Below are 23,519 nucleotides of genomic sequence, written 5' to 3'. Positions count from 1 at the left end.
CGAAACCGGGTCAATTCAATTGTAAATCCTAAAGATTTGGGTCAGTCTTGCCACATGAAAACACGACTTGCCACCCTGATCCTGACGCTTGCGCTGCCTGCCTGCGCACCGCTGACGCTGTATTACAAAGCGGGCACGCCCGTCGCCACGGTCCAGCGTGACACAACCGCCTGCCAGGTGGTGGCATTGCGCGATGCGCCGGTCGCCAACCAGGTGCGCCGCACGCCGCCCAGATATGTGCCGCCGCGCCGTGTCTGCAACGCCTCCGGTGCGTGCAGCACCACGGGCGGATATTACCTGCCGGGCGATGTCTATACGGTCGATGTGAACGCCCCGCTGCGCAAAAGGGTCGAAAACCAGTGCATGGCCGACCGCGGCTATAGCCCTGCCAGCATTCCAGCCTGTCCCGCAGGTGTGAAACAGGCGGCCCCTGTCGGTTCCACGTCCACCCTGCCCCGGCTGACGCCGAAATCCTGCGCGATCCGCAATTCCGACGGCAGCTTCCAGATCGTCAACCAGGGGTGACCTCTGCACGCGGAGTATCGGGGGCGCTGCCCCCACGCCTGCGGCGTTCCCCCGGAGTTTATCCGGCAAGATGAAGCCTAGTCTTCGTCCGCCTCGTCCACATGCGCCACGCGCGAACCGGCCTTGGCCGAGGTGACCACGCCCAGGCTTTTCAGTTTGCGATGCAGCGCCGACCGCTCCATGCCGACAAAATTGGCGGTGCGGCTGATGTTGCCGCCAAAACGGTTGATCTGGGTCAGCAGATATTCCCGCTCGAACGCCTCGCGCGCCTCGCGCAGGGGCAACGTCGCAAGCGCACCGGACAGCACGACGCGGCCTTCTTCGCCGTCCGGGGATTGGTCGATGCCCGGCAATTCGCGCGCCTCGATCGGGCCGGTGCCATCGCCCAGGATCAGCACGCGTTCAATCAGGTTCTTGAGCTGGCGCACGTTGCCGGGCCAGACCATCGTTTGCAGCAGGGCCAGCGCCTCGTCGCTGATGTCGCGTTTCGGCAGACCTTGGACGGTGTTGAATTCAGAAATGAAATGTTCCGCCAGAACCGGAATATCCTCGCGGCGGTCCTCCAGCGACGGCACGGCGATGGGCACCACGTTCAGGCGGTGGAACAACTCCTGGCGGAAGGTTTCGGCGGCAATGGCCTTTTCCAGATCGCGGTTGGTCGATGAAATCACCCGCAGATCCACCCGCACCTTGTCGTTGCCACCCACGCGGGTGAACTGTTGATCCACCAGCACCCGCAGGATCTTGGACTGTGTCCCCAGCGGCATGTCGGCGACCTCGTCGAAATAGATCACCCCGCCGTGGGCCTGCTCCAGCAGCCCGGGCTCGACCCCGCGTTCGGCGTTTTCACGCCCGAACAGGACCTCTTCCATACGGTCGGGCGCGACACCTGCACAGTTCACGGTCACAAAAGGTGCCGAGGCGCGGTTGGAATGGGCATGGATATACCGCGCGGCCAGCTCCTTGCCCGCCCCTGCGGGTCCGGTCAGCATCACGCGACCGTTGGATTTGGTGACCTTATCCAGCTGCGAGATCAGCCCCTTGAACGAGGCGCTGGACCCGATCATCTGGGTCGGGCTGCTGTCCTGACGGCGCAGGCTCTGGTTTTCGCGGCGCAGGCGCGAGGTTTCCATGGCGCGGCGGATCACCACCAGAAGCTGGTCGATGTTGAACGGCTTTTCGATAAAGTCGTAAGCGCCCTGCTTGATCGCCGCGACGGCAATCTCGATGTTGCCGTGCCCCGAGATGATCACAACCGGCACATCCGGGTTGTCACGCTTGACCGTCTTGAGGATGTCGATCCCGTCCATGCGGCTGTCTTTCAGCCAGATGTCCAGGATCATCAGCGCCGGTGCCTCTGCGTTGATCGCGCTCATCGCGTCGTCCGAATTGCCCGCAAGCCGCGTTGCGAAACCTTCGTCCTTGAGAATATCGGAAATCAGCTCGCGGATATCCCGCTCGTCATCCACAATCAGAATATCACTCATGTAACCTCACTCTTTTTTGGTTGCGGCGTCAGCGGCAGCGTAATGACCGCCATCGCGCCGAAATGCGTTTGGCCCTCGAACACGGGCGCGTCCTCCAGAACCAGCGTGCCGCCGTGTTCCTCGATTATCTTTTTCACGATCGGCAGGCCCAGCCCTGTGCCACTGGACCGTGTCGTCACGTAGGGTTCGAACAGCCGCGCGCGATCCTCCGGCAGACCGATGCCGTTGTCCGCGATACGGATGATGGCACGGGTGTTCCGGGTTTCAAGGGAGACCTGAATGCGCGGATCAAGCGCATCAGATGGATTCTTTTCCATCAAAGTTTCAATGGCTTCGCCCGCGTTCTTAATCAGGTTTGTCAACGCCTGCCCGATCATGGTGGCATCCAGATCGGTGTGAATTCGCGCATCGGGCAGATTGGCGTCGATGGTCACATTGGGCTGGCCTGCGCTTTGCAAGGTCACCGCGTCGCGGACGATCTGCACCAGATCGTGGTTCTGCCGGTCGGGTTCGGGCATACGTGCAAACTTGGAGAACTCATCAACAATACGGCGCAAGTCATTGGTTTGACGTACAATCACGTCTGTCATCTGCTCAAGGCTGTCGCTTTCATCGCCGACCCGCGAGGAAAACTTGCGCTTGATGCGTTCGGCACTCAGCTGGATCGGCGTGAGCGGATTCTTGATTTCATGTGCAATGCGGCGGGCCACGTCACCCCAGGCAGCCATCCGCTGGGCGCTGACCAGGTCCGTGACGTCGTCAAAGGCCACAACATAGCCTTCGAGCCGCCCGTCATCGGTGCGCCGGGTGGCCATACGCACCAGCAGGTTTTCCAGGTGACCATTTCGGCTGACCTTGACCTCGCCTTGACTTACCTCTTGAAGATTGGACTTCAAGGTGTTGAAAAGTGGTCCGAATTCTGGAACCGCAACGGAAATCGCAGTCGCCTGATTGTTGTCTTGCCAGTCCAGCAGCCGTTCTGCCGATCTGTTCACGAAAGCCACACGTCCCTCGGGGTCCAGCCCGACCACGCCGGAGGTCACGGAACTCAGCACGGAATCGAACAGGCGGCGGCGGCGCTCGATCTGGCGGGTGTTGTCCAGCAAGGTGTCGCGCTGACCTTTGAGTTGCAGGGTCATCTGGTTGAAATAGCGCCCCAGCATCGCGATCTCGTCGTCGCCCTCTTCTTCGGGAACGCGCACGTCCATGTCACCCGCGCCCACACGTTGCGCGGCGCCGGTCAAACGGCCCACCGGACCTGACAGCCGTTCCGCAAACCACAGCCCCAGCCAGATCGCGGCCAGGATCAGGATCACCGCGAAGCCCAGATACAAAAGGCCGAACTCGAACAGGACGCGCCCCCGTTCGTTTTCCAGCTGTTGATACAGGCGCACGGTTTCCTGCGTTTCGTCCAGCAAAGACAGGATTTCGCCGTCCACATCGCGGCTGACATAAAGAAAGCGGTCCACAAGACTGGTCAGCGGCACCAGCGCGCGGAATTCGTTGTTGGGCCAGTCCTCGATAATGGCCACGCCTTCCTTGCGGGCCAGCTCGAACTTGCTGTCCTCGGGTTTTTCGAAATCGAAAAGATAGGACCGGTCGCCACGCGCGCGGATCTCGCCGGTGCCGTCGATCAGATAGGCCTCGCGCAGGCCCCGCTGAATCTGGCGCTGGCCATCGGCCAGGATTTCGATGTCGCTTTGGCTGGGCTGGTTGCGACGCACCCGGTCGATGAATTCGGCCAGGGCAATGGCGTCCTCGATCAGATCATCGTGCTGCTCGTCCTCGTAAGCCTCGGCCGCTGCCAGCGACGAGCCGACGACGTTGCTGACCCGGTCCGAGAACCATCCCTCAAGACCGATGTTCACCGTCAGCCCCGCAAAGACCGCGACCGTCACCGTGGGGATCAGCGCCATCAGCGCAAATACGCCGGTCAGCCGCAGGTGCAGGCGAGACCCCGCGGATTTTGCCCGCCGCGCGGCGATCAGGCGGGCAACCTGGCTCATGACGAGAGCCGCGACGACCAGGATATAGACAAAGTCGGCCAGCAGAATCAGCCGCAGCGACATGTTGTTCGTGCCCTGATCCAGCGGCCCCAGAATCAGGAATGTTGCCAGCGCCAGAGCAGGCCCCAGAATGACCAATCCCAATGTCGCAGCGTTGCGCACACGCTTTTGGCGGCGCAAACGCCCCAATGTTGCCCATTGTGATTGCCGTGTCCGGGTTGCCACCCTGCACCCACCTGTTGATGCGGTGCCCGCAAGCACCTACCGCCATATATCGTGGTCCTGATCCGAAAGTGTCCGGATGGCCACGGTTTGATGTGGCAGTTTTACATCATCTTTCGACCGCGTGTCACCTGTATTCCAAGGTCGGTGATCTTCTTGCGCAGGGTATTTCGGTTGATCCCGAGAAGTTCGGCGGCTTTTGCCTGATTTCCAGCGGTTGCGGACAGGGCAATCTCGATCAACGGCGCTTCGACTTCGCGCAAGATCCTGCCGTGCAGGCCCGCAGGTGGCAACATGTCGCCGTGCAGATCGAAATAGCGCTGCAGATGGCGTGCGACGGATGCGCCCAGTTTCTCGGTGTCACCCACCGCTTGCAGCGGCTCCATTTCCGGCTGGCTGCCCAGGGCCTGTTTGACCTCTGTGGCGGCGATCTCGGGCAGACGGCTGGTCAGGCCCAGACGACGCACGGTGTTTTCCAGCTGGCGCACGTTGCCCGGCCACGAATAGGTGCGGAAAACCTCTGCTGCCTCGTCCGACAGGGTCCGCTGGGCGGCACCCGATTTTTCACCGCGCGCCAGGAAATGATGGGCCAGCAGGGGGATATCGTCGACACGTTCGCGCAGGGCCGGCACATGCAGCGTGGCGCCGCTGAGACGGTAGTACAGGTCCTTGCGCACACGCCCGCTTTCCATCGCGGCGGCCAGGTCGGTCTGGCTGGTGGCCAGGAACCGCGGCACGTCATCGCCCGAGGCATCTGTCATGCGCACGATGCGCGCCTGGATTTCGTCGGGAATGTCGCCGATCTCGTCGATCAGCAACGTACCTCCCCGTACGCGGGCCATGACGCGCGCCGGACCTTCAAGGTCTTGCAGATCGGCGGGGGTCACGGCCACGAATGGCATCGACCGACGGTCCGAAAAATCGTGAATCGCGCGCGCAATCAACGACTTGCCCGTGCCGCTTTCGCCCCAGATCAGAACCGGCAGGTCGGTGTTCATCACCTGTGCCACGACACGGTACAGCGCCTGCATCACCGGCGTGCGCCCCACCAGCGGCAGATCGTCGGGGCGGTCGTCCTCGATCATCTGGGTGCGGGGGCGTTTTTGTTTGCTTTCCAACGCGCGCGCGGTGCGTTTCATCAGGTCGGGCAAATCGAACGGTTTGGGCAGATAGTCATAGGCTTCGGCCTCGGCGGCCTGAATCGCGGTCATGATCGTGTTCTGCGCAGAGATCACGATAACCGGCAGGCCGGGCCGATCCTGTGCGATTTTCGGCAGCATCTCCAAACCATTGCCATCGGGCATCATCACATCCGAAATGACGACATCGCCCTTGCCCTCGCCCACCCAGCGCATGAGGGTGGTCAGCGAGGACGTGGCATGTACCTTGCACCCTGCCCGCGTCAGCGCCTGCGTCAGCACCGTGCGAATTGTGCGATCATCGTCTGCAACCAGAACCGTGCCGTCCATGCTCTATACTTCCTTTTTCGGGTTTGTTTGCTTGGGTGCGCGCGCCAGCGACAGGCGGAACACCGTCCGCCCGGGCACCGACGTCACCGAGATCGAGCCGCCGTGGTCGGAAATGATCTTGCTGACCAGCGCCAGCCCCAGTCCGGTGCCATTCTCGCGTCCCGACACAAAGGGATCGAACACATCCGCCTTGATCGCCTCGGGCAGGCCGGGGCCATCGTCGATGATCTCGACCTGCAAGGGCAGCGACCGGCCCGTGCCATCGGCGCGGCGCAGGCGGAACGAATGCTCAAAATAACTGTGCAGCCGGATCGTGCCGCCGTCCTTGCCCGCTGCTTCGGATGCGTTTTTCAGCAGGTTCAGCACCACTTGAAGCAACTGGTCGGGATCGCCCTGCGCCATTGGCAGCGAGGGGTCGTAATCCTCGATAATCTTCATGTTCGCGCCGAACCCCAGCAGGGCCGAGCGGCGGGCGCGGTCCAGCACGTCGTGAATGTTCACTTCGCGGAAATCGGGTGGGGACAGGTTGCCGAATTGCTCGACCTGTTCCAGCAGTTTCACGATGCGGCGGCTTTCCTCGACGATCAGGTCGGTCAGTTCAAGGTCGTCCTTGCTCAGGCTCATGCTCAGCAGTTGCGCGGCACCGGTGATGCCCGCCAGCGGGTTCTTGATCTCGTGGGCCAGCATCTCGGCCATGCCGATGGCGGATTTGGCGGCGGATTTCACACTGTCGTGCTGGGTGATGCGTCCGGCCAGCTCGCGCGGGCTGATCAGCATGATCATCTGCCCCGGCGCGCCTTGCAGCGGGGCAATCTGTAGTGCGCATTGCAGCGGCGCGCGCTGGCCGCCTCCCACGTCCACATCGTTGACGAACAGCGGCGTCTCGTGGGCGCGGGCGCGGGCAAAGGCCTCTTCCAGCGGTGAATCCACGTTGACCTGATCCCAGATCGGCACGCCCACCACCGACTTGGCCGATACGTTCAGGAACCCCTCGGCGGCGGCGTTTATTTCCAGAATACGGTCGTCTGCGTCGATCAACAGCGCCGGTACGGGCAACGAGGCCCAGATGTCTGCGGCCGGGCTCATGCAGCCTCCTGTCCGGTCCAGGGCGACAGCGCGTCGGGCAACAGGCGCATTGCCTCATCGGGGGTCTTGGCGGTCAGCACAGCGCGGCGCAGGTCGGGCGAGGTGCCCGCCGTGTCCATGTACCAGCCCAGATGTTTGCGTGCGACGCGCAGGCCCAGAACCGCGCCGTAAAAAGCCAGCATTTCGGTGTAATGCGCCATCACCATGTCGGCAAAGTCCGCCCCCGTGGGCACTTGCGGCGCGGGCGTGCCGTACAGCGCGTGGGCCACTTCGGCCAGCAGCCAGGGCCGCCCTTGCGCGCCGCGCCCGATCATCACGCCGTCAGCGCCGGATTGCTCCAGGGCCTGCCGCGCGCTGGTCACGTCGACGATGTCGCCGTTGGCGATCACCGGAATGCTGACGGCATCCTTGACGCCCCGGATCGCCGCCCAATCGGCGCGGCCCTTGTAGAACTGACAGCGGGTGCGCCCGTGAATGACGATCTGGCGAATGCCCGCCGCCTCGGCCCGTGCGGCGATCTGCGGGGCGTTCAGCATATCATCATCCCAGCCCAGCCGCGTTTTCAGCGTCACCGGAATGCTGACCGCATTCACCACCGCCTCGATCAGGGTCAGCGCGTGGTCCGGCGTTTTCATCAGCGCCGAGCCGGAATAGCCTTGGGTGACCTTTTTGGCGGGGCAGCCCATGTTGATGTCGATCACCGCAGCGCCCTGCCCCTCGACCATCCGCGCGGCTTCAGCCATGGGCGCGGCCTCGCGGCCCGCAAGCTGGACGGCGGTGCCCTGCTGGTCCAGCCCCAGTTCGGCCTTTTCGCGGGTGCCGGGACGGGCGTTCAGCATATCGACGCTGGCAACCATTTCAGACACCACCATGCCCGCGCCAAATCGCGCCACCAGGCTGCGATACGGCAGGTCGGTGATTCCGGCCATCGGGGCCAGCATCACCGGTGCAATCATGGTCAATGGGTCGTTGTGTTCGGGCAAGTGCCTAATCCTTGTGCGTGACTTCGACGTAGCCGGCCCGAAGGCTGGCCTCAATGCTGCATGGCGTTTTTGCGCCTGATCCCGCAGCATGTGCCTAATATTTGGGCACATCAACTGCCGAATTGCCAGCCTGCCCCATTGGCCCTACACATCAGGCATGACAGGAACATCCCCGCCCGCCCCCATGACATGTGCCGCGATCATTGTCGCTGCGGGCCGTGGCCTGCGTGCGGGCGGACCTGTGGCAAAGCAATGGCAGCCGCTGTGCGGCAAGCGTGTGATCGACCATACAGTAACGGCGTTCCTGAGCCATCCCCGGATCGACCGAGTGGTGTTGGTCCTGCACGCGGATGACCTGGGCGACGCGGATTTTGACGGCGTGACCCTGACCACCGGCGGTGCGGACCGCGCGGCGTCAGTCCGCGCGGGTCTGGCTGCGCTGACCGATCCTGCCGTCACCCACGTGCTGATCCACGACGTCGCCCGCCCCTGCGTCACCGCGCGCACCATCAGCGATGTGATCGACGCGCTGGACCACAGCCCCGGCGCCGCCCCCGCCCTGCCCGTGACCGACGCGCTGTGGACAGGTGCCGATGGCCGCGTGACCGGCACGCAGGACCGCACCGGCCTGTACCGTGCGCAAACGCCACAAGGGTTCGACCGCGCCGCGATCACCGCAGCCCACGCCGCCCATGCAAGCAACGCCGCTGATGACGTCGAGGTCGCCCGCGCCGCAGGGCTTGACGTGGCGATCGTCGCGGGGGACGAGGACAACCTGAAAATCACCCATCCGGCCGACTTTGACCGCGCCGCACGGATATTAAGAGGACGCAATGGACATCAGACTGGGTAACGGCTTTGACGTACATGCCTTTGACGACAGCGATCATGTGACGCTGTGCGGCGTGCGTATCGACCACGATCAGGGGCTGAAGGGCCATTCGGATGCGGATGTTGCGATGCACGCCGTCACCGATGCGATCTATGGCGCGCTGGCAATGGGCGACATCGGCCAGCATTTCCCGCCCTCGGACCCGCAGTGGAAGGGGGCCGCCAGCCACATTTTCCTGACCCATGCCGTGAAACTGGCGCAAGAGCACGGTTTTGCCATCGGCAATATTGACTGCACGATCATCTGCGAATTCCCCAAGATCGGCCCACACAGCGACGCCATGCGCCGCGAAATGGCACGGATCACGGGGGTTGAGCACACGCGTATCTCGGTCAAGGCGACCACCTCGGAACGGCTGGGCTTTACCGGGCGTGGCGAAGGTATCGCGTCGCTGGCAACCTGCACATTGGTGAAATCATGACACAAAAACTCGCAACCGCCATCGGCACCGTTCTGGGTGTCGGCTATATCCGTCCCGCCTCGGGCACCTGGGGGTCGCTGGTGGCGCTGCCGTGGGCGTGGCTGCTGCATGTGATCGGCGGCTGGCCGCTGTTGATGGCAGGCATCGTGGTGATCTTTGCCGCCGGATGGTGGGCCACCGGCGTAATGACAAAGGGCAAGGCCGACCATGACCCGTCAGAGATTGTCGCGGACGAGGTCGTGGGCCAGTGGATCGCCCTGCTGCCGCTGTCGATTGGTGCCACCAACAACGGTGTGTCGATGCTGGACCTGTGGCCGGGCTGGGTCGCGGCGTTCGTCCTGTTCCGTCTGTTCGACATCTGGAAGCCGTGGCTGGTGGGCCGGGCCGACCGGCGCGGCGACCCGTTGGGCGTGATGCTTGACGATGTGATTGCCGGTGTGTTTGCCGCCATCGGCGTGGTGCTGCTGGCCGGTCTGGCGCACGGGGTGCTGATGCGATGAGCCTGCCCGTCAGCGTATTGGAAGCCGCCAAGGCGCGCGGCGTGATGATCGCCACTGCCGAAAGCTGCACGGGCGGCATGGTGGCGGCTGCGCTGACCGACATTCCCGGATCCTCTGCCGTGGTGGACCGTGGCATGGTCACCTATACCAACGCCGCCAAGGTCGAGATGCTGGGCGTGTCGCCCGAGACGCTGGACGCGTTCGGCGCGGTATCCGAAGAAACCGCCGCCGAAATGGCCGCAGGCGCGCTGCGCCACAGCCACGCACAGATGGCCGTGGCAATCACCGGAATCGCAGGCCCCGGCGGGTCGGACCACAAGCCCGAGGGACGCGTGTGTTTCGGGCTGGCCGACGCCAATGGTGTGACCACGCAAACGGTGGAATTCGGGGCGCAGGGCCGCGCGCAGGTCCGTGCGGCGGCACGCGATCACGCCTTGGGCCTGCTGTTGGGTGCGCTGACCAAGGTCTGAAACCCTGGATTCACACACCGCATATTTTTAAGGCATCGCACCCCGATTTCCGCCCTAAAACCGCGCAATCCAAAAATCGCCCTGATTTTAAGCGCGCTGACGCAAAAACTTGCTTTCCCATTGCGCGGCGTCTTGGCACCTCGCCCGAAACCAATCGGGAGGGGACCCATATGAACGCCGCTGACACAGCCTGGATCATCACCGCAACAGCCCTAGTGCTGTTCATGACTTTGCCGGGGCTTGCCCTGTTTTACGGCGGCCTTGTGCGCGCCCGCAACGTCCTGAGCGTGTTCATGCATGTCTATGCCATCGCCTGCCTGATGAGCGTGCTGTGGTTCGTCGTCGGCTATTCCATCGCCTTTGGCGGCGGTGACAGCGGCATCTGGGGCGGGCTGGACAAGCTGTTGTTGCTGGACGTCACCGCCGACAGCCTGACCGGCACCCTGCCCGAAGTGCTGTTTTTCGCCTTCCAGATGACATTTGCCATCATCACCCCCGCGCTGATCGTGGGGTCGTATGTGGAGCGCATCGGCTTCGGCTTTGTGCTGCTGTTCTCGGCACTGTGGATGCTGCTGTGCTATGCGCCGGTCGTGCACTGGATCTGGGGCGGCGGGTTCCTGTCGGACGGCGGCATCTTTGGCGAGACCGGCGTGCGCGACTTTGCAGGCGGCATCGTGGTGCATGAAACCGCGGGGATCGCGGCGCTGATTCTGGCGGTGTTTCTGGGCAAGCGGCGCAATCACACCACCCCGCCGCACAACCCCGGCCTGGTGATGATCGGTGCGGCGATGCTGTGGGTCGGCTGGTTCGGCTTCAATGGCGGGTCGCAACTGGCGGCAGACGGCGGGGCCGCGATGGCGCTGACGGTCACGCATATCTCGGCGGCCACCGCATCGCTGACATGGGCGCTGTGGGAACGGTTGAAGTTCGGCAAATCATCGCTGGTGGGCATCGTCACCGGCACCATTGCGGGGCTGGCGTCGATCACCCCTGCATCGGGCTTTGTCGGTCCGGTCGAGGCGCTGGTGATCGGCGCGGTTGCGGGCATCCTGTGCCAGGAGGCCGTGAACCTGATCCGCAACAAGGTCGTCATCGACGACACGCTGGATGTCTTTGCCGTGCACGGTGTCGGCGGTATCTTCGGCACGATCATGATTGCGGTGTTCGGCGCAGGCACGTGGGCTGCGCAACTGGGGTCACTGGCGATTGTGGGCGTGTTCACAACCGTCGTGACCATCGTGCTGATCGTTGTGGTGCGCGCGATCACGCCCCTGCGGGTGGATGCCGAAACCGAGACCAACGGTCTTGACCTCGCGGTCCACGGCGAACGCGCCTACGACATCACCAGCTAGGCGGCAATCACGCCCACAAAACCGGCAAGGTCGTTGCCCTGCACGGCCTGCCACAGATCATCGGCGCGCGTCCCCACAAGGGCGTGCGCCTTTTTCATGATCCTGGCCTGCCGGTCGGTCAGCGCCATCGGCGCATCCAGATCGTGAAACGCCGCCTGCCCGTCGACAAAGACCCGCGCCTGCATTTCCGTCAGGCTTTCGTCGGTGTCGACGCGCACGCGGGTGCGGAATTGCGCCAGATCGGCGCGTGCGGCGGTGGCATCGCTGAACTGCGCGATTTCGCCGGTGTCCAGACCATGTGCTGCCATGGCGGCCACCTGGGCATAGCTGAACTTGCATTCCAGCCCCGTGCGCGGGGTTTCGATGTTGCACACGGTCATCCAGCGCGGATGGGTGGTGATCTCGACCGTGCTGTCGGGTGTCAGATCGGTGTCGGCCAGCGCCTCGAGCGTGGCGTGCAGGCCGTGGCAACAGGCGTGAAACTTGTGACTGACCCGCGTCATGCGCCAGTCAGCGCCCAGCGTCACCGGATCGCCCGCCCCGTGATGGGTGGGGCCAAAGCCCAGCGGCCCCGCCAGACCGTCGTCAGCGGAGGTCATCCCCGCCGCTGCCCAGTCCGCAGCCTCGACGCCGCAGCGCGCGGCAAGCCCTGCGTTCAGCGGTTTGCCCATGGTGCCGAACTGCGATTTCAGCCCCGAGGCCATGGTGCTGCACAGACCCAGTGCGTGACGCATCTGCACGTCGCTCAGGCCCCGCAAAAGGCCGGCTGCAACGGTGGCCCCGAACGCTCCGGCTGTGGCCGTCTGGTGATAGCCCACCTGATAGTGCCCGCGCCCCAACCAGATGCCGACAGCCACCGACGCCTCGGCCCCGATCAGTGCCGCGTCGATGATGCTGTCCAGCGTCGCGCCTGCCGCCTGTCCTGCGGCCAGTGCTGCCGACACTACCGCGACCGACGGATGGCCGATGTGCGCGAAATGGGTGTCGTCATAGTCCAGCGCATGGCTGAGCGTGCCGTTGATCAGCGCCGCCGCCGCAGGTGCGCCCTGCCCGCCTGCGAACTGCGTACAGTCGCCCGCAACATGCGCAGCCGCGACAAAGCCGTCAAAACTGCCCTCGGCGGCGCCTGCGATGCCGCAAGCGGCCCAGTCCAGCACCGACAGCGCCATGACCTCACGCGCAGCCGTATCAGGTGCAACGCCCGCAAAGGTCACCAGTTGTTCCGTGATATCTGTCGTTGCCATCGGGCGATCTCCTCTTGTGGAGGGCCGCCTAGCTGTAGAGTTCAGCCGCCCGCCGTTCAAATGCGCGCACGATCCGCTGCATTGCTTCGTTGAACACGACCCCGATGATGCCCTGCAACACGCGGTTGCGAAACTCGAAATCGACAAAGAACGACACGTCACAACCGCCCTCGACATCCGAGAACGCCCAGTTCGATTTCATGTAGCGAAACGGACCATCCAGATATTCGGTGTCGATCTTGTGCGCGTCGGGCCACAGCACCACGCGGCTGGTGAACCGTTCGCGGAACACCTTGAAGCTGATGACCAGATCGGCCTCCATCACCGAATGATCGCCCTGATCGGTGGTCGATTTGACGCGCGCGGCGGCGCACCACGGCAGGAACTGCGGGTAAGAGCCGACATCGGCCACCAGATCATACATCTGTTGGGCGGTATAAGGCAGGAAACGGGTTTCGGAATGTGTCGGCATCACGCTATGAGTTATGGCAAGGGTTCCGGCCCATGTGTTACGAAACAGACCTGAGTTCAAGGGGAACGCCATGCCGGACCGGCCTTATGTGATCGACCAGATGATTTCCGCCAAGATGATTGCCGCGCGGATCGAAGAGCTGTGCGCCGAGATTCAGGCGGAATTCGACGGCACCGACAAGCTGGTCGTCGTGGGCCTGCTGCGCGGGTCGTTCGTGTTCATTGCGGACCTTGTGCGCGAACTGGACCTGCCCATCGAGGTCGATTTCCTGGAAGCCTCCTCTTACGGCGACGCGATGGAATCCAGCCGCGAGGTGCGCATCCTCAAGGACCTGCGCGGTGCCATCGAAGGCCGCGACGTGCTGGTGGTCGAAGATATCGTGGACACAGGCCACACGCTGCACCACGTGGTCAACCTGCTGCGGTCGCGCGCACCTGCACGGCTGAAATCCATTGCCCTGCTGGACAAGCCCGATCGCCGCGAGATCGACATGAAAGCGGATTGGACCGGCTTTGAAATCCCGGATGAATTTGTCGTGGGCTATGGCATCGACTTTGCCCAACGCAATCGCAACCTGGGCTACATCGGCAAGGTGCGCTTTACATGAACCCGATCTGGTTCGTGCGCATGGCCCGCTGGGCACGCAACCCGCCGTCGTCGGCGCGGGTGAAGCTGGTGTTCGGGATCATCGCGGTGCTGCTGATGATCTGGGGGATCGAAAAACTGGGCTGGTGGCCCGATTGGGCCACGGCGACGCGCGCACGGCCCTGACATCTGGGGGGACGCTGGCGCCTTTGCCTATAAATTTTTTGCAAGATGAAGATCAGGCGCCCGCGCGCCGCATCCCCGGAATGCCGCCCAATGCCACCGCCAGACCTGTCGTGGCCAGCAGCGCGCCCAGCCATTCAGGAGCCGTGGGAACCTCGCCCGCCAGCGGAATGCCCATGATCAGCGCCACGGCGGGCACAACGGCAGGAAACAGCGCGGCAGAGCCGACGCCCAGCAGCGCCACCGACCGCGCGTAGGCGACCATCGCCAGAACGCCCGCCATCACACCGTGCACCACGATTTGCAGGATCAGGGTTTCGGTGGGCAATGCAGCCAGGCGGTCAAAGGTGCCAAACAGCAACACACCGGGCACAACCACCACCGCCGACAGCACCGAGGCCACCGCCGTCGCCGCAATCGCGCCCAGTTGCCACAGGCGCAGCAGAATCGTGAAGCCTGCCCAGCAGCCGCCCGCGGCCATGAACATCAGGTGCCCCTTCCACGCGTCAGGCTCGCTGGCGCTGGCCCCCGCAAGCGCAATCAGCGCGATGCCGCCCAGCACCATGGCGATGCCCGCAATCCGGGCCGCGTGCAGCTTTTCCCCCAGAAACAGGATCGCCACAGCCGTGGCCACAAGGGCCGCCGTCGAAGGCTGGATCACGGCCCCATGGGCCAGCGGCGCGAACAAAAATCCGCCCGCGCCGAACATCAGGAACAGCGGTCCAACGATGATCGCCAGCACAACGCCCCGCCCCCAGCCGATACCGCCCAGATCGCCCAGCCCTTTGCGCAAGAGCCATGGCAGCAGGATCAGCCCGGCCACGCCATAACGCAGCACGATCACGTCGATGGGCAGCAAACCCGCCTGCGCCGCCTGCCGGGCATAGACGAAATACAGCGCCCACATCACAACAGCGGACAGACCGAAGAGAACCCCGATCAGCCGAACCCGTGCCGCAGCACCTTCGGAGTTATCCAAACTTGGCCAGCCGCGCCGCACGCAGCCGCGCAAAATCGTCGCCCGCATGGTAGGACGAGCGTGTAAGCGGCGTGGCCGATACCATCAGGAACCCCTTGCCATAAGCCGCCTTTTCATAGGCAGCGAACTCATCAGGATGCACGAAGCGGTCCACGCGGTGGTGTTTGGGCGTGGGCTGCAAATATTGCCCGATGGTCAAAAAGTCGATGTCGGCTGCGCGCATGTCTTCCATGACCTGCATCACGGCCTGACGATCCTCGCCCAGGCCCACCATGATGCCCGATTTGGTGAACATGGTCGGGTCCAGTTCCTTGACCCGCTGCAACAGGCGCAGACTGTGGAAATAGCGCGCACCGGGGCGCACCTCGGGGTACAGGCCCGGCACGGTTTCAAGGTTGTGGTTGAACACATCGGGGCGCGCCTCGACCACGACTTCCAAGACGGACGGATCGCAGCGGATAAAGTCCGGCGTCAGGATCTCGATGGTGGTGCCGGGGCTGCGGTGGCGGATGGCGCGGATGGTCTGGGCAAAGTGATCCGCCCCGCCATCGGTCACGTCATCGCGGTCCACGCTGGTGATGACCACGTGGTTCAGGCCCAGTTTCTCGACCGCATGGGCCACGCGGCCCGGCTCGAAGGCGTCCAGCGCCTCGGGCGGTTTGCCGGTGGCGATGTTGCAGAACGTGCACGCGCGGGTACAGACCTCGCCCATGATCATCATGGTGGCGTGGCCCTGTGACCAGCATTCGCCGACGTTGGGGCATCCCGCCTCTTCGCAGACCGTGGTCAGGTTGTTGTCGCGCATGATCTTGCGCGTCTCGGCATAGCCCTTGCCGCCCGGCGCCTTGACGCGAATCCAGTCCGGTTTCTTCGGCTGCGGATTGTCGGGGCGACGCGCCTTTTCAGGGTGGCGTTGCTCGGGAATTTTCAGATCGCGCATCAGACATCGCTTTCGGCAGATGGTTTAACGTTGAACAGTCTATAACATAAGGGATTGTGGAATGAACACCAGCCTGCGCATGGCAGCTATGTTAATGTGCAAAGTGCATTATTGCGCCGTTGGCACGCGCAGATTTTCCCGATTTTTCAACGGGCCACGCAAAAACACGATTATTTTAGTGGGATATCCCGCCTGAGGTATTTCACCCCGCACGCCGTTAGTTTAGATTGATTCTAGAAAGGCCCGCATCGCCTGTCGGGTCGCATCACAAAACGACAAAGCTCGAAACAGATCGGAGACTGCACCATGGACGGCGAAATGAAATGCCCTTTCAACAGCAAGAAACAAATCACCAACCGCGATTGGTGGCCGGATGGGCTGAACCTCAAGGTGCTGAGCCAGCATTCCGCTCTGGTGAACCCGCTGGGCGAAGAGTTTGATTATGCCGCCGCCTTTGGCACGCTGGATCTGGAAGCGGTCAAACAGGACCTGTTCGCGCTGATGACCGACAGTCAGCCGTGGTGGCCTGCGGACTATGGTCACTATGGCCCGCTGTTCATCCGCATGGCGTGGCACAGCGCAGGCACCTATCGTTCGGCCGATGGCCGTGGCGGTGCCTCGACCGGCAACCAGCGGTTTGCGCCGCTGAACTCCTGGCCTGACAACGGCAACCTGGACAAGGCGCGCCGCCTGCTGTGGCCGATCAAGAAGAAATACGGCAACGCCCTGTCCTGGGCCGACCTGATGATCCTGGCCGGCAACTGCGCCATCGAATCGATGGGCGGCAAGGTGTTCGGCTTTGGCGGCGGTCGCGCGGACATCTACGAACCCGAAGAAGACATCCACTGGGGGGCCGAGACCGAATGGCTGGCCACCTCGGACAAGCCGGGCAGCCGCTATTCCGAAGGCCGCCAGTTGGACAACCCGCTGGCCGCGGTACAGATGGGCCTGATCTATGTGAACCCCGAAGGCCCGGACGGAAACCCCGATCCCGTCGCATCCGGCTTTGACGTGCGCGACACCTTCCGCCGCATGGGCATGGAAGACGACGAAACCGTAGCACTGGTTGCCGGTGGTCACACCTTTGGCAAGGCGCACGGCGCAGGCGATCCGATCTATGTCGGTCCCGAACCCGAAGCCGGTGACATGCACCAGATGGGTCTGGGCTGGATCAACAGCCACGAAACCGGGATTGGCGGTCATGCAACCACATCCGGCATCGAGGGCGCGTGGAAACCCAACCCGACCACTTGGGACATGGGCTATTTCGACGTCCTGTTCAAATACGAATGGAAACTGACCAAGAGCCCCGCAGGCGCACAGCAATGGACCCCCATTGACGTCGAAGAGGCCGATATGGTCGTCGACGCCCACGACCCGTCCAAGAAACACCCGCCGATGATGACCACCGCGGATATGTCGATGAAGATGGACGAAGGCTTTGCCGCCATCTCGCGCCGCTTCCACGCCGACCCCGAACTGTTCGCCGACGCTTTTGCCCGCGCATGGTTCAAGCTGACGCACCGCGACATGGGCCCCAAGGCACGCTATCTGGGACCCGATGTGCCTGCCGAAGACCTGATCTGGCAGGACCCCCTGCCCGCCGCGACCTTTGCGCCGCTGGGCGAGGCCGATATCGCCAAGCTGAAATCGGACATTCTGGCCACCGGCCTGTCGGTGTCGGAACTGGTGTCCGTTGCCTGGGCTTCGGCCTCGACCTATCGCGGGTCGGACCATCGTGGCGGTGCAAACGGCGCGCGCATCCGTCTGGCGCCCCAGAAGGACTGGACCGTCAACGAGCCTGCGAAACTGTCCAAGGTGCTGGACGCGCTGGAAGGCGTACAGTCGGCGTTCAACAGTGGCGACAAGGGCGTCTCGATGGCCGATCTGATCGTGCTGGGCGGTGTGGCTGCGATTGAAAAGGCCGCAGCCGACGCGGGCCACAAGGTCGCGGTGCCCTTCACGCCCGGCCGTGTCGACGCGACACAGGAACAGACCGACATTGACGGTATGAACCTGCTGGAACCGATGGCCGACGGCTATCGCAACTATGTGGCCGACGGCATCACGGTTAAGGCGGAAAAGCTGTTGATCGACCGCACGCAGTTGCTGAACCTGACAGCGCCCGAGATGACCGTTCTGATCGGCGGCCTGCGGGTGCTGGGTGCCAACCACGGCGACAGCAAAGCGGGCGTGATGACAGACCGTCCCGGCCAGTTGACCAACGACTTCTTTGTCAACCTGCTGGACATGAACATCCGCTGGAACGCTTCGAACGACGCGCAATCCGCCTTTGAAGGCACGGATGCAAACAGCGGTGAGGTTGTCTGGACCGGCACCCGCGCCGATCTGGTGTTCGGCTCGCACGCGCAACTGCGCGCGTTGGCGGAAATCTACGGCCAGGACGACGCAGGCCCGCGTTTCGTGCGGGACTTTATCGCCGCGTGGACAAAGGTGATGAACGCCGACCGTTTCGATCTGGCCTGATCACCACCACCGCAATCATGGGGCGTTCCGATTCACCACCGGGGCGCCCTTTTCTCATGGCACTTCGGCTTCATCTTGCCAGATAAACTCCGGGGGAGCGCCGCAAGGCGCGGGGGCTGGCCCCCAAAAGGCACCCCGACCGACGACTGGCGCGGCCTAACCGATCAGCCCGCCGCCTGCACCTGAGACCGCATCATAATGCCGCTTCAGCCGCATCAACGCGATCCGCAGCACGATTTTGCCCGACCGCGCCGACCAGCCAAGCCGCTTTTCCGCAGTCTCCAGACCTTCCAGATAACAACAACAGCGCAGCACGACATCCGACAACCCCGGCCCCAGTTCGGCCAATGCCGCCGACACCCGTCTGCGCGCCGCCTCGGGGCCTGTGCCGCCGTCTGACGCGCCGCTGCCCCGCACGCCGGCGGTCAGGAACCTTTCCCAGTTCTGCGTGACGTTCGGCCCCATATTGGCCAGCTCGAAATCCTCGCGCAGCCGCTCGCCCGCGCGCACCAGATCGTTGCCCAGAAATTGCGTGCCATCCTTGTCACGCCGCCGCGCCAAGGCCGTGAGGGGCGATTCCGACAGGCCGTAACGCATCCGCCGCGATGCTCCGCCGCTGCTGTCATCGTTCAGCGCCGTGTCGTCCGGCACCCGGCTTGCCCCTGCAAAAGCCGTCGGCATTTCGGCAAAGCCTTCGGCCCCCTCTTCCTCGCCTGCCGCGCGGATCATACGTGTCAGGGCCTGACGCCCCACCGCCGTGATCCGGTATCGTATGATCCGCCCCTGCCCGTCCGGTGCGATCCAGTCCTTCAGCGCCATCGCTTCGGCGACCGTCCGGTCCACCACCGCCGTGCGCGTGGTTCCGTCCCGCACCACGACGGCCTTGTCCATGTCACCGGCAACGGCCAGTACCGCGCCTTTTTCACACATGCGCCGCAGTACACGACGCGCATCCTGCGTCAGCGGGTCGGCGTCGGGCGTGTCGGGTTTCCTGTAGATCTGGTTCATCTTCGGGGCGTCCTCATGTTCAACATCACATTGTTCGACGGCAATTCTGGCAATCTCCCTGGAAGCCTGCCGCCGGAAGAACCGGGCGCCCAGGGTCTGCAGGGCCGCATCGACCAAAGGATCGTCACGACGGCTTTCCAACCGCCTGACCTGCCGCAACACCGTCGACGCGTGGCACCCCGAAATGCGCGCCAGTTCCCTGATGGTCAGCCCTGCTTCTGTATGTGCCAAATAAGTCCGCGCAGCCTTGGGCACCCAACCCGGAGTGTCGGCAATACGCGATTGTTGATCCGAAAATCGGTCCATCCTCATAACGTTCCCCTGAGCGACGTCTGCTTGGTTATCCACAGACTTATCCCCACAACCTTGGGGTGCAGTTCTTACTCATTCCTTAACAAACTGCCGGTTAAACAATCATTGTTTCCAAAAGATAAACTGTGGTGAAGAGGCCGAACGGTGCTTCGGCACAACGCGCAACACCCGTTCAGGCTGTGCCACTGTGGCGACCTGCCGGTCAGACCCCGGCCCGATGTTCTGCCATTGCAAAGGAGCCACCCCATGCAAGATATCCTGTCGATGCTCTCCGCCATTCACCGCCCGCGCCTGTTGATGCGGGCCGCACGTTTCGGCGCCCAGGACTATCGCCGCGAGGTCCATCTGCCGCGCCTGTTGGGCTACGGCAAACTGCCCCGTTACGGGGCCGCGCTGATACAGTTGATGGAAATGGAATCGGCGCTGAATACCCAACGCAAGGGGGATGATGCCGCCTATTGCCTGACGCGGCACATCGAAGTTCTGATCGCCATCGTTGCCGAGGCGCGGATCATGCGCACCGCCCAAGGCTAGGGCGATGCGCGGAAGGCTTACATGAACGAATCGGGCTCGGCTGCCTTGCGTTTGGCCACAAAGGCATCCAGCGCCTCGACAATCGCGGGATCGATCGGCGGCTGCTGGTAATCGTTCAGCATCTTCTCGACACGTACAGTCGCCAGCGCCTGCGTATCGCGCGCGCCTTCGTCCTGCCATGTCTCGAAGGGTTTGTAGTCCAGCAGATCGGACTTCCAGAAGGCGGATTTGAAATTCGCCTGCGTATGGGCGCAGCCCAGATAATGACCACCCGGGCCGACTTCGCGGATCGCGTCCATGGCTTGGGCGTTTTCGTCAATCTGAACGCCCTTGGCCAGATGATGCAGCGTGCCCAACTGGTCGGCGTCCATCACAAATTTCTCAAAGGAAGACACCAGACCGCCTTCGAGCCAGCCGCAGGCATGCAGCATGAAGTTCACGCCCGACAGCAGCCCCATGTTCAGCGAGTTCGACGTTTCATAAGCCGCCTGTGCATCCGGCAGCTTGGACCCGCAGAACGATCCCGCCGAGCGGAACGGCAGCCCCATGCGCCGTGCCAGCTGCCCGGCCCCATAAGTGATGTGCGCCGCTTCGGGTGTGCCAAAGGTCGGCGCGCCCGAGTTCATGTCGATCGAGGTCACGAAGGCCCCAAAGATCACCGGCGCGCCCTTGCGGCACAGCTGGCTATAGGCGATGCCCGCCAGAACCTCGGCCAGCACTTGCGTCAGCGTGCCCATCACCGACACCGGCGCCATGGCACCGCCCACGATAAACGGCGAGATGATGCAGGCCTGATTGTTCTGCGCATAGACTTCCAACGCGCCCATCATGACATCGTCGAATGTCATGGGCGAGTTGATGTTGATCAGCGATGTCATCACCGTGTTCTGCTGAACAAAGTCATCACCGAACAGTACCCCGCACATATCCACCGAATCCTGCGCACGGCTGGGTTCGGTGACCGAGCCCATGAACGGTTTGTCCGACAGGGTCATGTGGGCATACAGCATGTCCAGGTGACGCTTGTTCACCGGAATGTCGGTGGGTTCGCACACGGTGCCGCCCGAATGGTGCAGCCATTTCGACATATAGGCCAGCTTCACAAACTTCTGGAAATCACTCAGCGTCGCATAACGACGGCCACCTGCGGCATCGCGCACGAAAGGCGGGCCGTAGACCGGCGCCAGAACCAGATTGCGACCACCGACCACGACATTGCGCTCGGGGTTGCGGGCGTGCTGGGTGTATTCGCTGGGCGCGGTCTTGCACAGTTCACGTGCCAGCCCCTTGGGGATACGCACCCGTTCGCCGTCCACTTGCGCACCGGCATCGCGCCAGCGCTGCAGCGCAGCCGGGTTGTCGGGAAAGTTCACGCCGATCTCTTCCAGGATCGTCTCGGCATTGGCCTCGATGATCTGCAACGCTTCTTCGTTCAGAATTTCCAGGTTGGGAATGTTGCGTTCGATATACTTGGCTGTCTCGAACGACACTGCGCTGCGTTCTGCGCGCCGCGCAGCCCCGCCACCACCGCGTCCGCGCCGTCCACGTGCTTCTGTATCCGTCATGATTCCATTCCCTCGTCTGTGCGGGTGCTTGTCTTGACCCGCTGATTAGCCCAGCACCATGCCCGAACGCACGCCCTGAACGGCAGCCAAGGGCAAAAAGCGACATAACGCGCGCTGTGACCGCATTCGGGCGCAAATTTTACACCGCCCCGCGCCGCCACAGCCCGTCAGACGCTTGCCACAGGCGGCGTGCAGCCTTAACAGGTCTGCATGAAACAAAGCTCCCATGACCGCCTCCTGATCATCGACTTCGGCAGCCAGGTAACGCAGCTGATTGCGCGTCGCCTGCGCGAACTGAATGTCTATTGCGAAATCCACCCGTTCAACGCCGTGACGGATGCCTTTCTGGAAGACTTCGCGCCCAAGGCCGTGATCTTCTCGGGCGGGCCGTCGTCCGTGTTTGCCGAGGGTGCGCCGATGCCGCCCATGTCGGTCTTTGACCTGGGCGTGCCGATCCTTGGCATTTGCTACGGCCAGCAGGTGATGATGCATTGCCTGGGCGGCAAGGTCGAACGCGGCCACGGCACCGCCGAGTTTGGCCGCGCCTATGTCAGCAAGGGCGCCAAGCCACTGGACTGGCTGAACGGCTGGTTCCTGGAAGACCGCGAACAGGTCTGGATGAGCCACGGCGACCACGTCAGCGCGCTGGCACCCGGCTTTGAAGTTTACGGCACATCGCCCAACGCACCCTTTGCGATCACGGCGGACACCGACCGCAATTTCTTTGCCGTGCAGTTCCACCCCGAGGTGCACCACACACCCAACGGCAAGACGCTGTACCAGAACTTTGTCAAACTGGCAGGTTTTCAGGGCGACTGGACCATGGACGCCTACCGCGAGGAGGCCATCGCGCGCATCCGCGAACAGGTCGGGGACGGCAAGGTGATCTGCGCGCTGTCCGGTGGCGTCGACAGTTCGGTCGCCGCCGTGCTGATCCACGAGGCCATCGGCGAGCAGCTGACATGCGTCTATGTCGATCACGGGCTGATGCGCAAAAACGAAAGCGAACAGGTCGTCGGCATGTTCCGCGAACACTACAACCTGCCGCTGATCCATGCCGACGAATCCGAACTGTTCCTGGGCAAACTTGAGGGTGTCAGCGACCCCGAGACCAAGCGCAAGATCATCGGCGGCCTGTTCATCGACGTGTTCGAGAAATACGCCAAGCAGATCGGCGGCGCGGATTTTCTGGCACAAGGCACACTTTACCCCGATGTCATTGAAAGCGTGTCGTTTTCCGGCGGCCCCTCGGTCACCATCAAATCGCACCACAACGTCGGCGGCCTGCCCGAGCGGATGAACATGAAGCTGGTCGAGCCGCTGCGCGAACTGTTCAAGGACGAGGTGCGCGCGCTGGGTCGTGAGCTGGGACTGCCCGACAGTTTTATCGGGCGTCACCCCTTTCCCGGTCCGGGTCTGGCCATCCGTTGCCCCGGCGAGATCACCCGCGCCAAGCTGGACATCCTGCGCGAGGCGGATGCCGTCTATATCGACCAGATCCGCAAGCACGGGCTGTACGATGAAATCTGGCAGGCCTTTGTCGCCATCCTTCCCGTGCGCACCGTCGGCGTGATGGGCGACGGGCGCACCTATGATTTTGCCTGTGCACTGCGGGCGGTGACATCCGTGGACGGCATGACAGCCGACTATTACCCCTTTACCCATGATTTCCTTGGCGAAACCGCCACGCGGATCATCAACGAAGTGCCGGGAATCAACCGGGTGACCTATGACATCACCTCGAAACCTCCGGGCACCATCGAGTGGGAATAAACACATCGACGGCCCCGTCTTTTC

General features: G+C 63.1%; 20 protein-coding genes and 1 pseudogene. 10 read left to right on the top strand and 11 right to left on the bottom strand.

The annotated features are described in order from the left end of the window. Positions 1–54: 54 nt before the first annotated feature. On the top strand, positions 55–525 hold the full coding sequence (locus tag BUC08_RS17150) for a hypothetical protein (protein ID WP_037928734.1): 471 nt from the start codon (positions 55–57) through the stop codon (positions 523–525). Between the two features lie 77 nt (positions 526–602). Here the strand turns inward: BUC08_RS17150 and ntrX are convergent, their stop codons facing one another. From ntrX to dusB, 5 genes are all read right to left on the bottom strand, one after another. Continuing rightward, positions 603–2,012 carry a nitrogen assimilation response regulator NtrX gene (gene ntrX / locus BUC08_RS17145; protein WP_037928737.1) on the bottom strand — a complete coding sequence of 470 codons (1,410 nt, stop codon included), beginning with the start codon at positions 2,010–2,012 and terminating at the stop codon, positions 603–605. Beyond that, positions 2,009–4,243 carry a sensor histidine kinase NtrY-like gene (locus tag BUC08_RS17140; protein ID WP_037928741.1) on the bottom strand — a complete coding sequence of 745 codons (2,235 nt, stop codon included), beginning with the start codon at positions 4,241–4,243 and terminating at the stop codon, positions 2,009–2,011. The genes ntrX and BUC08_RS17140 overlap by 4 nt, the downstream gene beginning before the upstream one ends. Positions 4,244–4,344: 101 nt before the next feature. Further along, a complete protein-coding gene (locus tag BUC08_RS17135) occupies positions 4,345–5,709 on the bottom strand; it encodes a sigma-54-dependent Fis family transcriptional regulator (protein ID WP_037928744.1) in 1,365 nt (454 codons plus the stop codon). Positions 5,710–5,712: 3 nt separating this feature from the next. Further along, the gene (locus BUC08_RS17130) at positions 5,713–6,795 is read right to left on the bottom strand and encodes a two-component system sensor histidine kinase NtrB (RefSeq protein ID WP_037928747.1); all 1,083 of its coding nucleotides are present in this window, start codon (positions 6,793–6,795) and stop codon (positions 5,713–5,715) included. After that, positions 6,792–7,751, bottom strand: coding sequence for a tRNA dihydrouridine synthase DusB (gene dusB / locus BUC08_RS17125; RefSeq protein WP_037928946.1), 960 nt, complete (start codon positions 7,749–7,751; stop codon positions 6,792–6,794). The genes BUC08_RS17130 and dusB overlap by 4 nt, the downstream gene beginning before the upstream one ends. 211 nt (positions 7,752–7,962) lie before the next feature. On the opposite strand from dusB, the pseudogene BUC08_RS25005 reads away from it, so the two are divergent. The 4 genes and pseudogenes from BUC08_RS25005 to BUC08_RS17100 all read left to right on the top strand — a co-directional run bounded on the left by BUC08_RS25005 (position 7,963) and on the right by BUC08_RS17100 (position 11,413). Next, positions 7,963–9,091, top strand: a pseudogene (locus BUC08_RS25005) (bifunctional 2-C-methyl-D-erythritol 4-phosphate cytidylyltransferase/2-C-methyl-D-erythritol 2,4-cyclodiphosphate synthase). Next, positions 9,088–9,591: a phosphatidylglycerophosphatase A family protein gene (locus BUC08_RS17110; RefSeq protein ID WP_037928755.1), complete on the top strand. Its 504-nt coding sequence runs from the start codon at positions 9,088–9,090 to the stop codon at positions 9,589–9,591. The pseudogene BUC08_RS25005 and the gene BUC08_RS17110 overlap by 4 nt, the downstream one beginning before the upstream one ends. After that, positions 9,588–10,061, top strand: coding sequence for a CinA family protein (locus BUC08_RS17105; protein WP_037928757.1), 474 nt, complete (start codon positions 9,588–9,590; stop codon positions 10,059–10,061). The genes BUC08_RS17110 and BUC08_RS17105 overlap by 4 nt, the downstream gene beginning before the upstream one ends. 170 nt (positions 10,062–10,231) lie before the next feature. Continuing rightward, positions 10,232–11,413: an ammonium transporter gene (locus tag BUC08_RS17100; RefSeq protein WP_037928759.1), complete on the top strand. Its 1,182-nt coding sequence runs from the start codon at positions 10,232–10,234 to the stop codon at positions 11,411–11,413. On the opposite strand, the gene BUC08_RS17095 is transcribed toward BUC08_RS17100, so the two are convergent. Beyond that, positions 11,410–12,657 carry an MmgE/PrpD family protein gene (locus BUC08_RS17095; RefSeq protein WP_037928761.1) on the bottom strand — a complete coding sequence of 416 codons (1,248 nt, stop codon included), beginning with the start codon at positions 12,655–12,657 and terminating at the stop codon, positions 11,410–11,412. The two genes, BUC08_RS17100 and BUC08_RS17095, sit on opposite strands and share 4 nt — an antisense overlap. A gap of 28 nt (positions 12,658–12,685) precedes the next feature. Then, positions 12,686–13,129: a type II toxin-antitoxin system RatA family toxin gene (locus BUC08_RS17090; protein WP_037928764.1), complete on the bottom strand. Its 444-nt coding sequence runs from the start codon at positions 13,127–13,129 to the stop codon at positions 12,686–12,688. Between the two features lie 70 nt (positions 13,130–13,199). Between BUC08_RS17090 and hpt the strand changes: the two genes are divergently transcribed. Together hpt and BUC08_RS24830 are read left to right on the top strand one after the other, a co-directional pair. Next, the gene (gene hpt / locus BUC08_RS17085) at positions 13,200–13,736 is read left to right on the top strand and encodes a hypoxanthine phosphoribosyltransferase (protein WP_037928766.1); all 537 of its coding nucleotides are present in this window, start codon (positions 13,200–13,202) and stop codon (positions 13,734–13,736) included. Further along, on the top strand, positions 13,733–13,900 hold the full coding sequence (locus tag BUC08_RS24830) for a hypothetical protein (protein ID WP_037928767.1): 168 nt from the start codon (positions 13,733–13,735) through the stop codon (positions 13,898–13,900). The genes hpt and BUC08_RS24830 overlap by 4 nt, the downstream gene beginning before the upstream one ends. Before the next feature lie 52 nt (positions 13,901–13,952). Here the strand turns inward: BUC08_RS24830 and BUC08_RS17080 are convergent, their stop codons facing one another. Together BUC08_RS17080 and lipA are read right to left on the bottom strand one after the other, a co-directional pair. Continuing rightward, positions 13,953–14,876, bottom strand: a complete 924-nt coding sequence (locus tag BUC08_RS17080; protein ID WP_073194303.1) for a DMT family transporter — start codon at positions 14,874–14,876, stop codon at positions 13,953–13,955. After that, positions 14,869–15,816, bottom strand: coding sequence for a lipoyl synthase (gene lipA / locus BUC08_RS17075; RefSeq protein WP_028957367.1), 948 nt, complete (start codon positions 15,814–15,816; stop codon positions 14,869–14,871). Before lipA ends, BUC08_RS17080 begins: the two co-directional genes overlap by 8 nt. Before the next feature lie 306 nt (positions 15,817–16,122). Between lipA and katG the strand changes: the two genes are divergently transcribed. After that, positions 16,123–18,303 carry a catalase/peroxidase HPI gene (katG, locus tag BUC08_RS17070; RefSeq protein ID WP_037928768.1) on the top strand — a complete coding sequence of 727 codons (2,181 nt, stop codon included), beginning with the start codon at positions 16,123–16,125 and terminating at the stop codon, positions 18,301–18,303. Between the two features lie 156 nt (positions 18,304–18,459). Here the strand turns inward: katG and BUC08_RS17065 are convergent, their stop codons facing one another. Next, positions 18,460–19,617, bottom strand: a complete 1,158-nt coding sequence (locus BUC08_RS17065; RefSeq protein ID WP_051694573.1) for a DUF6456 domain-containing protein — start codon at positions 19,615–19,617, stop codon at positions 18,460–18,462. Positions 19,618–19,869: 252 nt separating this feature from the next. Here BUC08_RS17065 and BUC08_RS17060 point away from each other — a divergent pair, with 252 nt between their 5' ends. Then, on the top strand, positions 19,870–20,157 hold the full coding sequence (locus tag BUC08_RS17060) for a DUF6477 family protein (RefSeq protein WP_037928769.1): 288 nt from the start codon (positions 19,870–19,872) through the stop codon (positions 20,155–20,157). Between the two features lie 17 nt (positions 20,158–20,174). Here BUC08_RS17060 and BUC08_RS17055 read toward each other — a convergent pair whose 3' ends face one another. Further along, positions 20,175–21,722, bottom strand: a complete 1,548-nt coding sequence (locus tag BUC08_RS17055; RefSeq protein ID WP_037928771.1) for a trimethylamine methyltransferase family protein — start codon at positions 21,720–21,722, stop codon at positions 20,175–20,177. Positions 21,723–21,932: 210 nt separating this feature from the next. Between BUC08_RS17055 and guaA the strand changes: the two genes are divergently transcribed. Beyond that, complete coding sequence (gene guaA, locus BUC08_RS17050) at positions 21,933–23,495, top strand: glutamine-hydrolyzing GMP synthase (protein ID WP_037928775.1); 1,563 nt, start codon at positions 21,933–21,935, stop codon at positions 23,493–23,495. Positions 23,496–23,519 lie beyond the last annotated feature (24 nt).

Source organism: Pseudosulfitobacter pseudonitzschiae (genome assembly GCF_900129395.1).
Taxonomy (GTDB): Bacteria; Pseudomonadota; Alphaproteobacteria; order Rhodobacterales; family Rhodobacteraceae; genus Pseudosulfitobacter; species Pseudosulfitobacter pseudonitzschiae.
Note: the sequence above shows the minus strand (reverse complement) of the source record. Positions and strands in the feature narration are given on the sequence as shown.

What these genes read in the sequence shown, in the direction of transcription:
- BUC08_RS17150 (WP_037928734.1), top strand. Translation starts at nt 55, where the DNA reads ATGAAAACACGACTTGCCACCCTGATCCTGACGCTTGCGCTGCCTGCC.
- ntrX (WP_037928737.1), bottom strand. Translation starts at nt 2,012, where the DNA reads ATGAGTGATATTCTGATTGTGGATGACGAGCGGGATATCCGCGAGCTG.
- BUC08_RS17135 (WP_037928744.1), bottom strand. Translation starts at nt 5,709, where the DNA reads ATGGACGGCACGGTTCTGGTTGCAGACGATGATCGCACAATTCGCACG.
- BUC08_RS17130 (WP_037928747.1), bottom strand. Translation starts at nt 6,795, where the DNA reads ATGAGCCCGGCCGCAGACATCTGGGCCTCGTTGCCCGTACCGGCGCTG.
- dusB (WP_037928946.1), bottom strand. Translation starts at nt 7,751, where the DNA reads ATGATTGCACCGGTGATGCTGGCCCCGATGGCCGGAATCACCGACCTG.
- BUC08_RS17110 (WP_037928755.1), top strand. Translation starts at nt 9,088, where the DNA reads ATGACACAAAAACTCGCAACCGCCATCGGCACCGTTCTGGGTGTCGGC.
- BUC08_RS17105 (WP_037928757.1), top strand. Translation starts at nt 9,588, where the DNA reads ATGAGCCTGCCCGTCAGCGTATTGGAAGCCGCCAAGGCGCGCGGCGTG.
- BUC08_RS17100 (WP_037928759.1), top strand. Translation starts at nt 10,232, where the DNA reads ATGAACGCCGCTGACACAGCCTGGATCATCACCGCAACAGCCCTAGTG.
- BUC08_RS17095 (WP_037928761.1), bottom strand. Translation starts at nt 12,657, where the DNA reads ATGGCAACGACAGATATCACGGAACAACTGGTGACCTTTGCGGGCGTT.
- BUC08_RS17090 (WP_037928764.1), bottom strand. Translation starts at nt 13,129, where the DNA reads ATGCCGACACATTCCGAAACCCGTTTCCTGCCTTATACCGCCCAACAG.
- hpt (WP_037928766.1), top strand. Translation starts at nt 13,200, where the DNA reads ATGCCGGACCGGCCTTATGTGATCGACCAGATGATTTCCGCCAAGATG.
- BUC08_RS24830 (WP_037928767.1), top strand. Translation starts at nt 13,733, where the DNA reads ATGAACCCGATCTGGTTCGTGCGCATGGCCCGCTGGGCACGCAACCCG.
- lipA (WP_028957367.1), bottom strand. Translation starts at nt 15,816, where the DNA reads ATGCGCGATCTGAAAATTCCCGAGCAACGCCACCCTGAAAAGGCGCGT.
- katG (WP_037928768.1), top strand. Translation starts at nt 16,123, where the DNA reads ATGGACGGCGAAATGAAATGCCCTTTCAACAGCAAGAAACAAATCACC.
- BUC08_RS17065 (WP_051694573.1), bottom strand. Translation starts at nt 19,617, where the DNA reads ATGGACCGATTTTCGGATCAACAATCGCGTATTGCCGACACTCCGGGT.
- BUC08_RS17060 (WP_037928769.1), top strand. Translation starts at nt 19,870, where the DNA reads ATGCAAGATATCCTGTCGATGCTCTCCGCCATTCACCGCCCGCGCCTG.
- BUC08_RS17055 (WP_037928771.1), bottom strand. Translation starts at nt 21,722, where the DNA reads ATGACGGATACAGAAGCACGTGGACGGCGCGGACGCGGTGGTGGCGGG.
- guaA (WP_037928775.1), top strand. Translation starts at nt 21,933, where the DNA reads ATGAAACAAAGCTCCCATGACCGCCTCCTGATCATCGACTTCGGCAGC.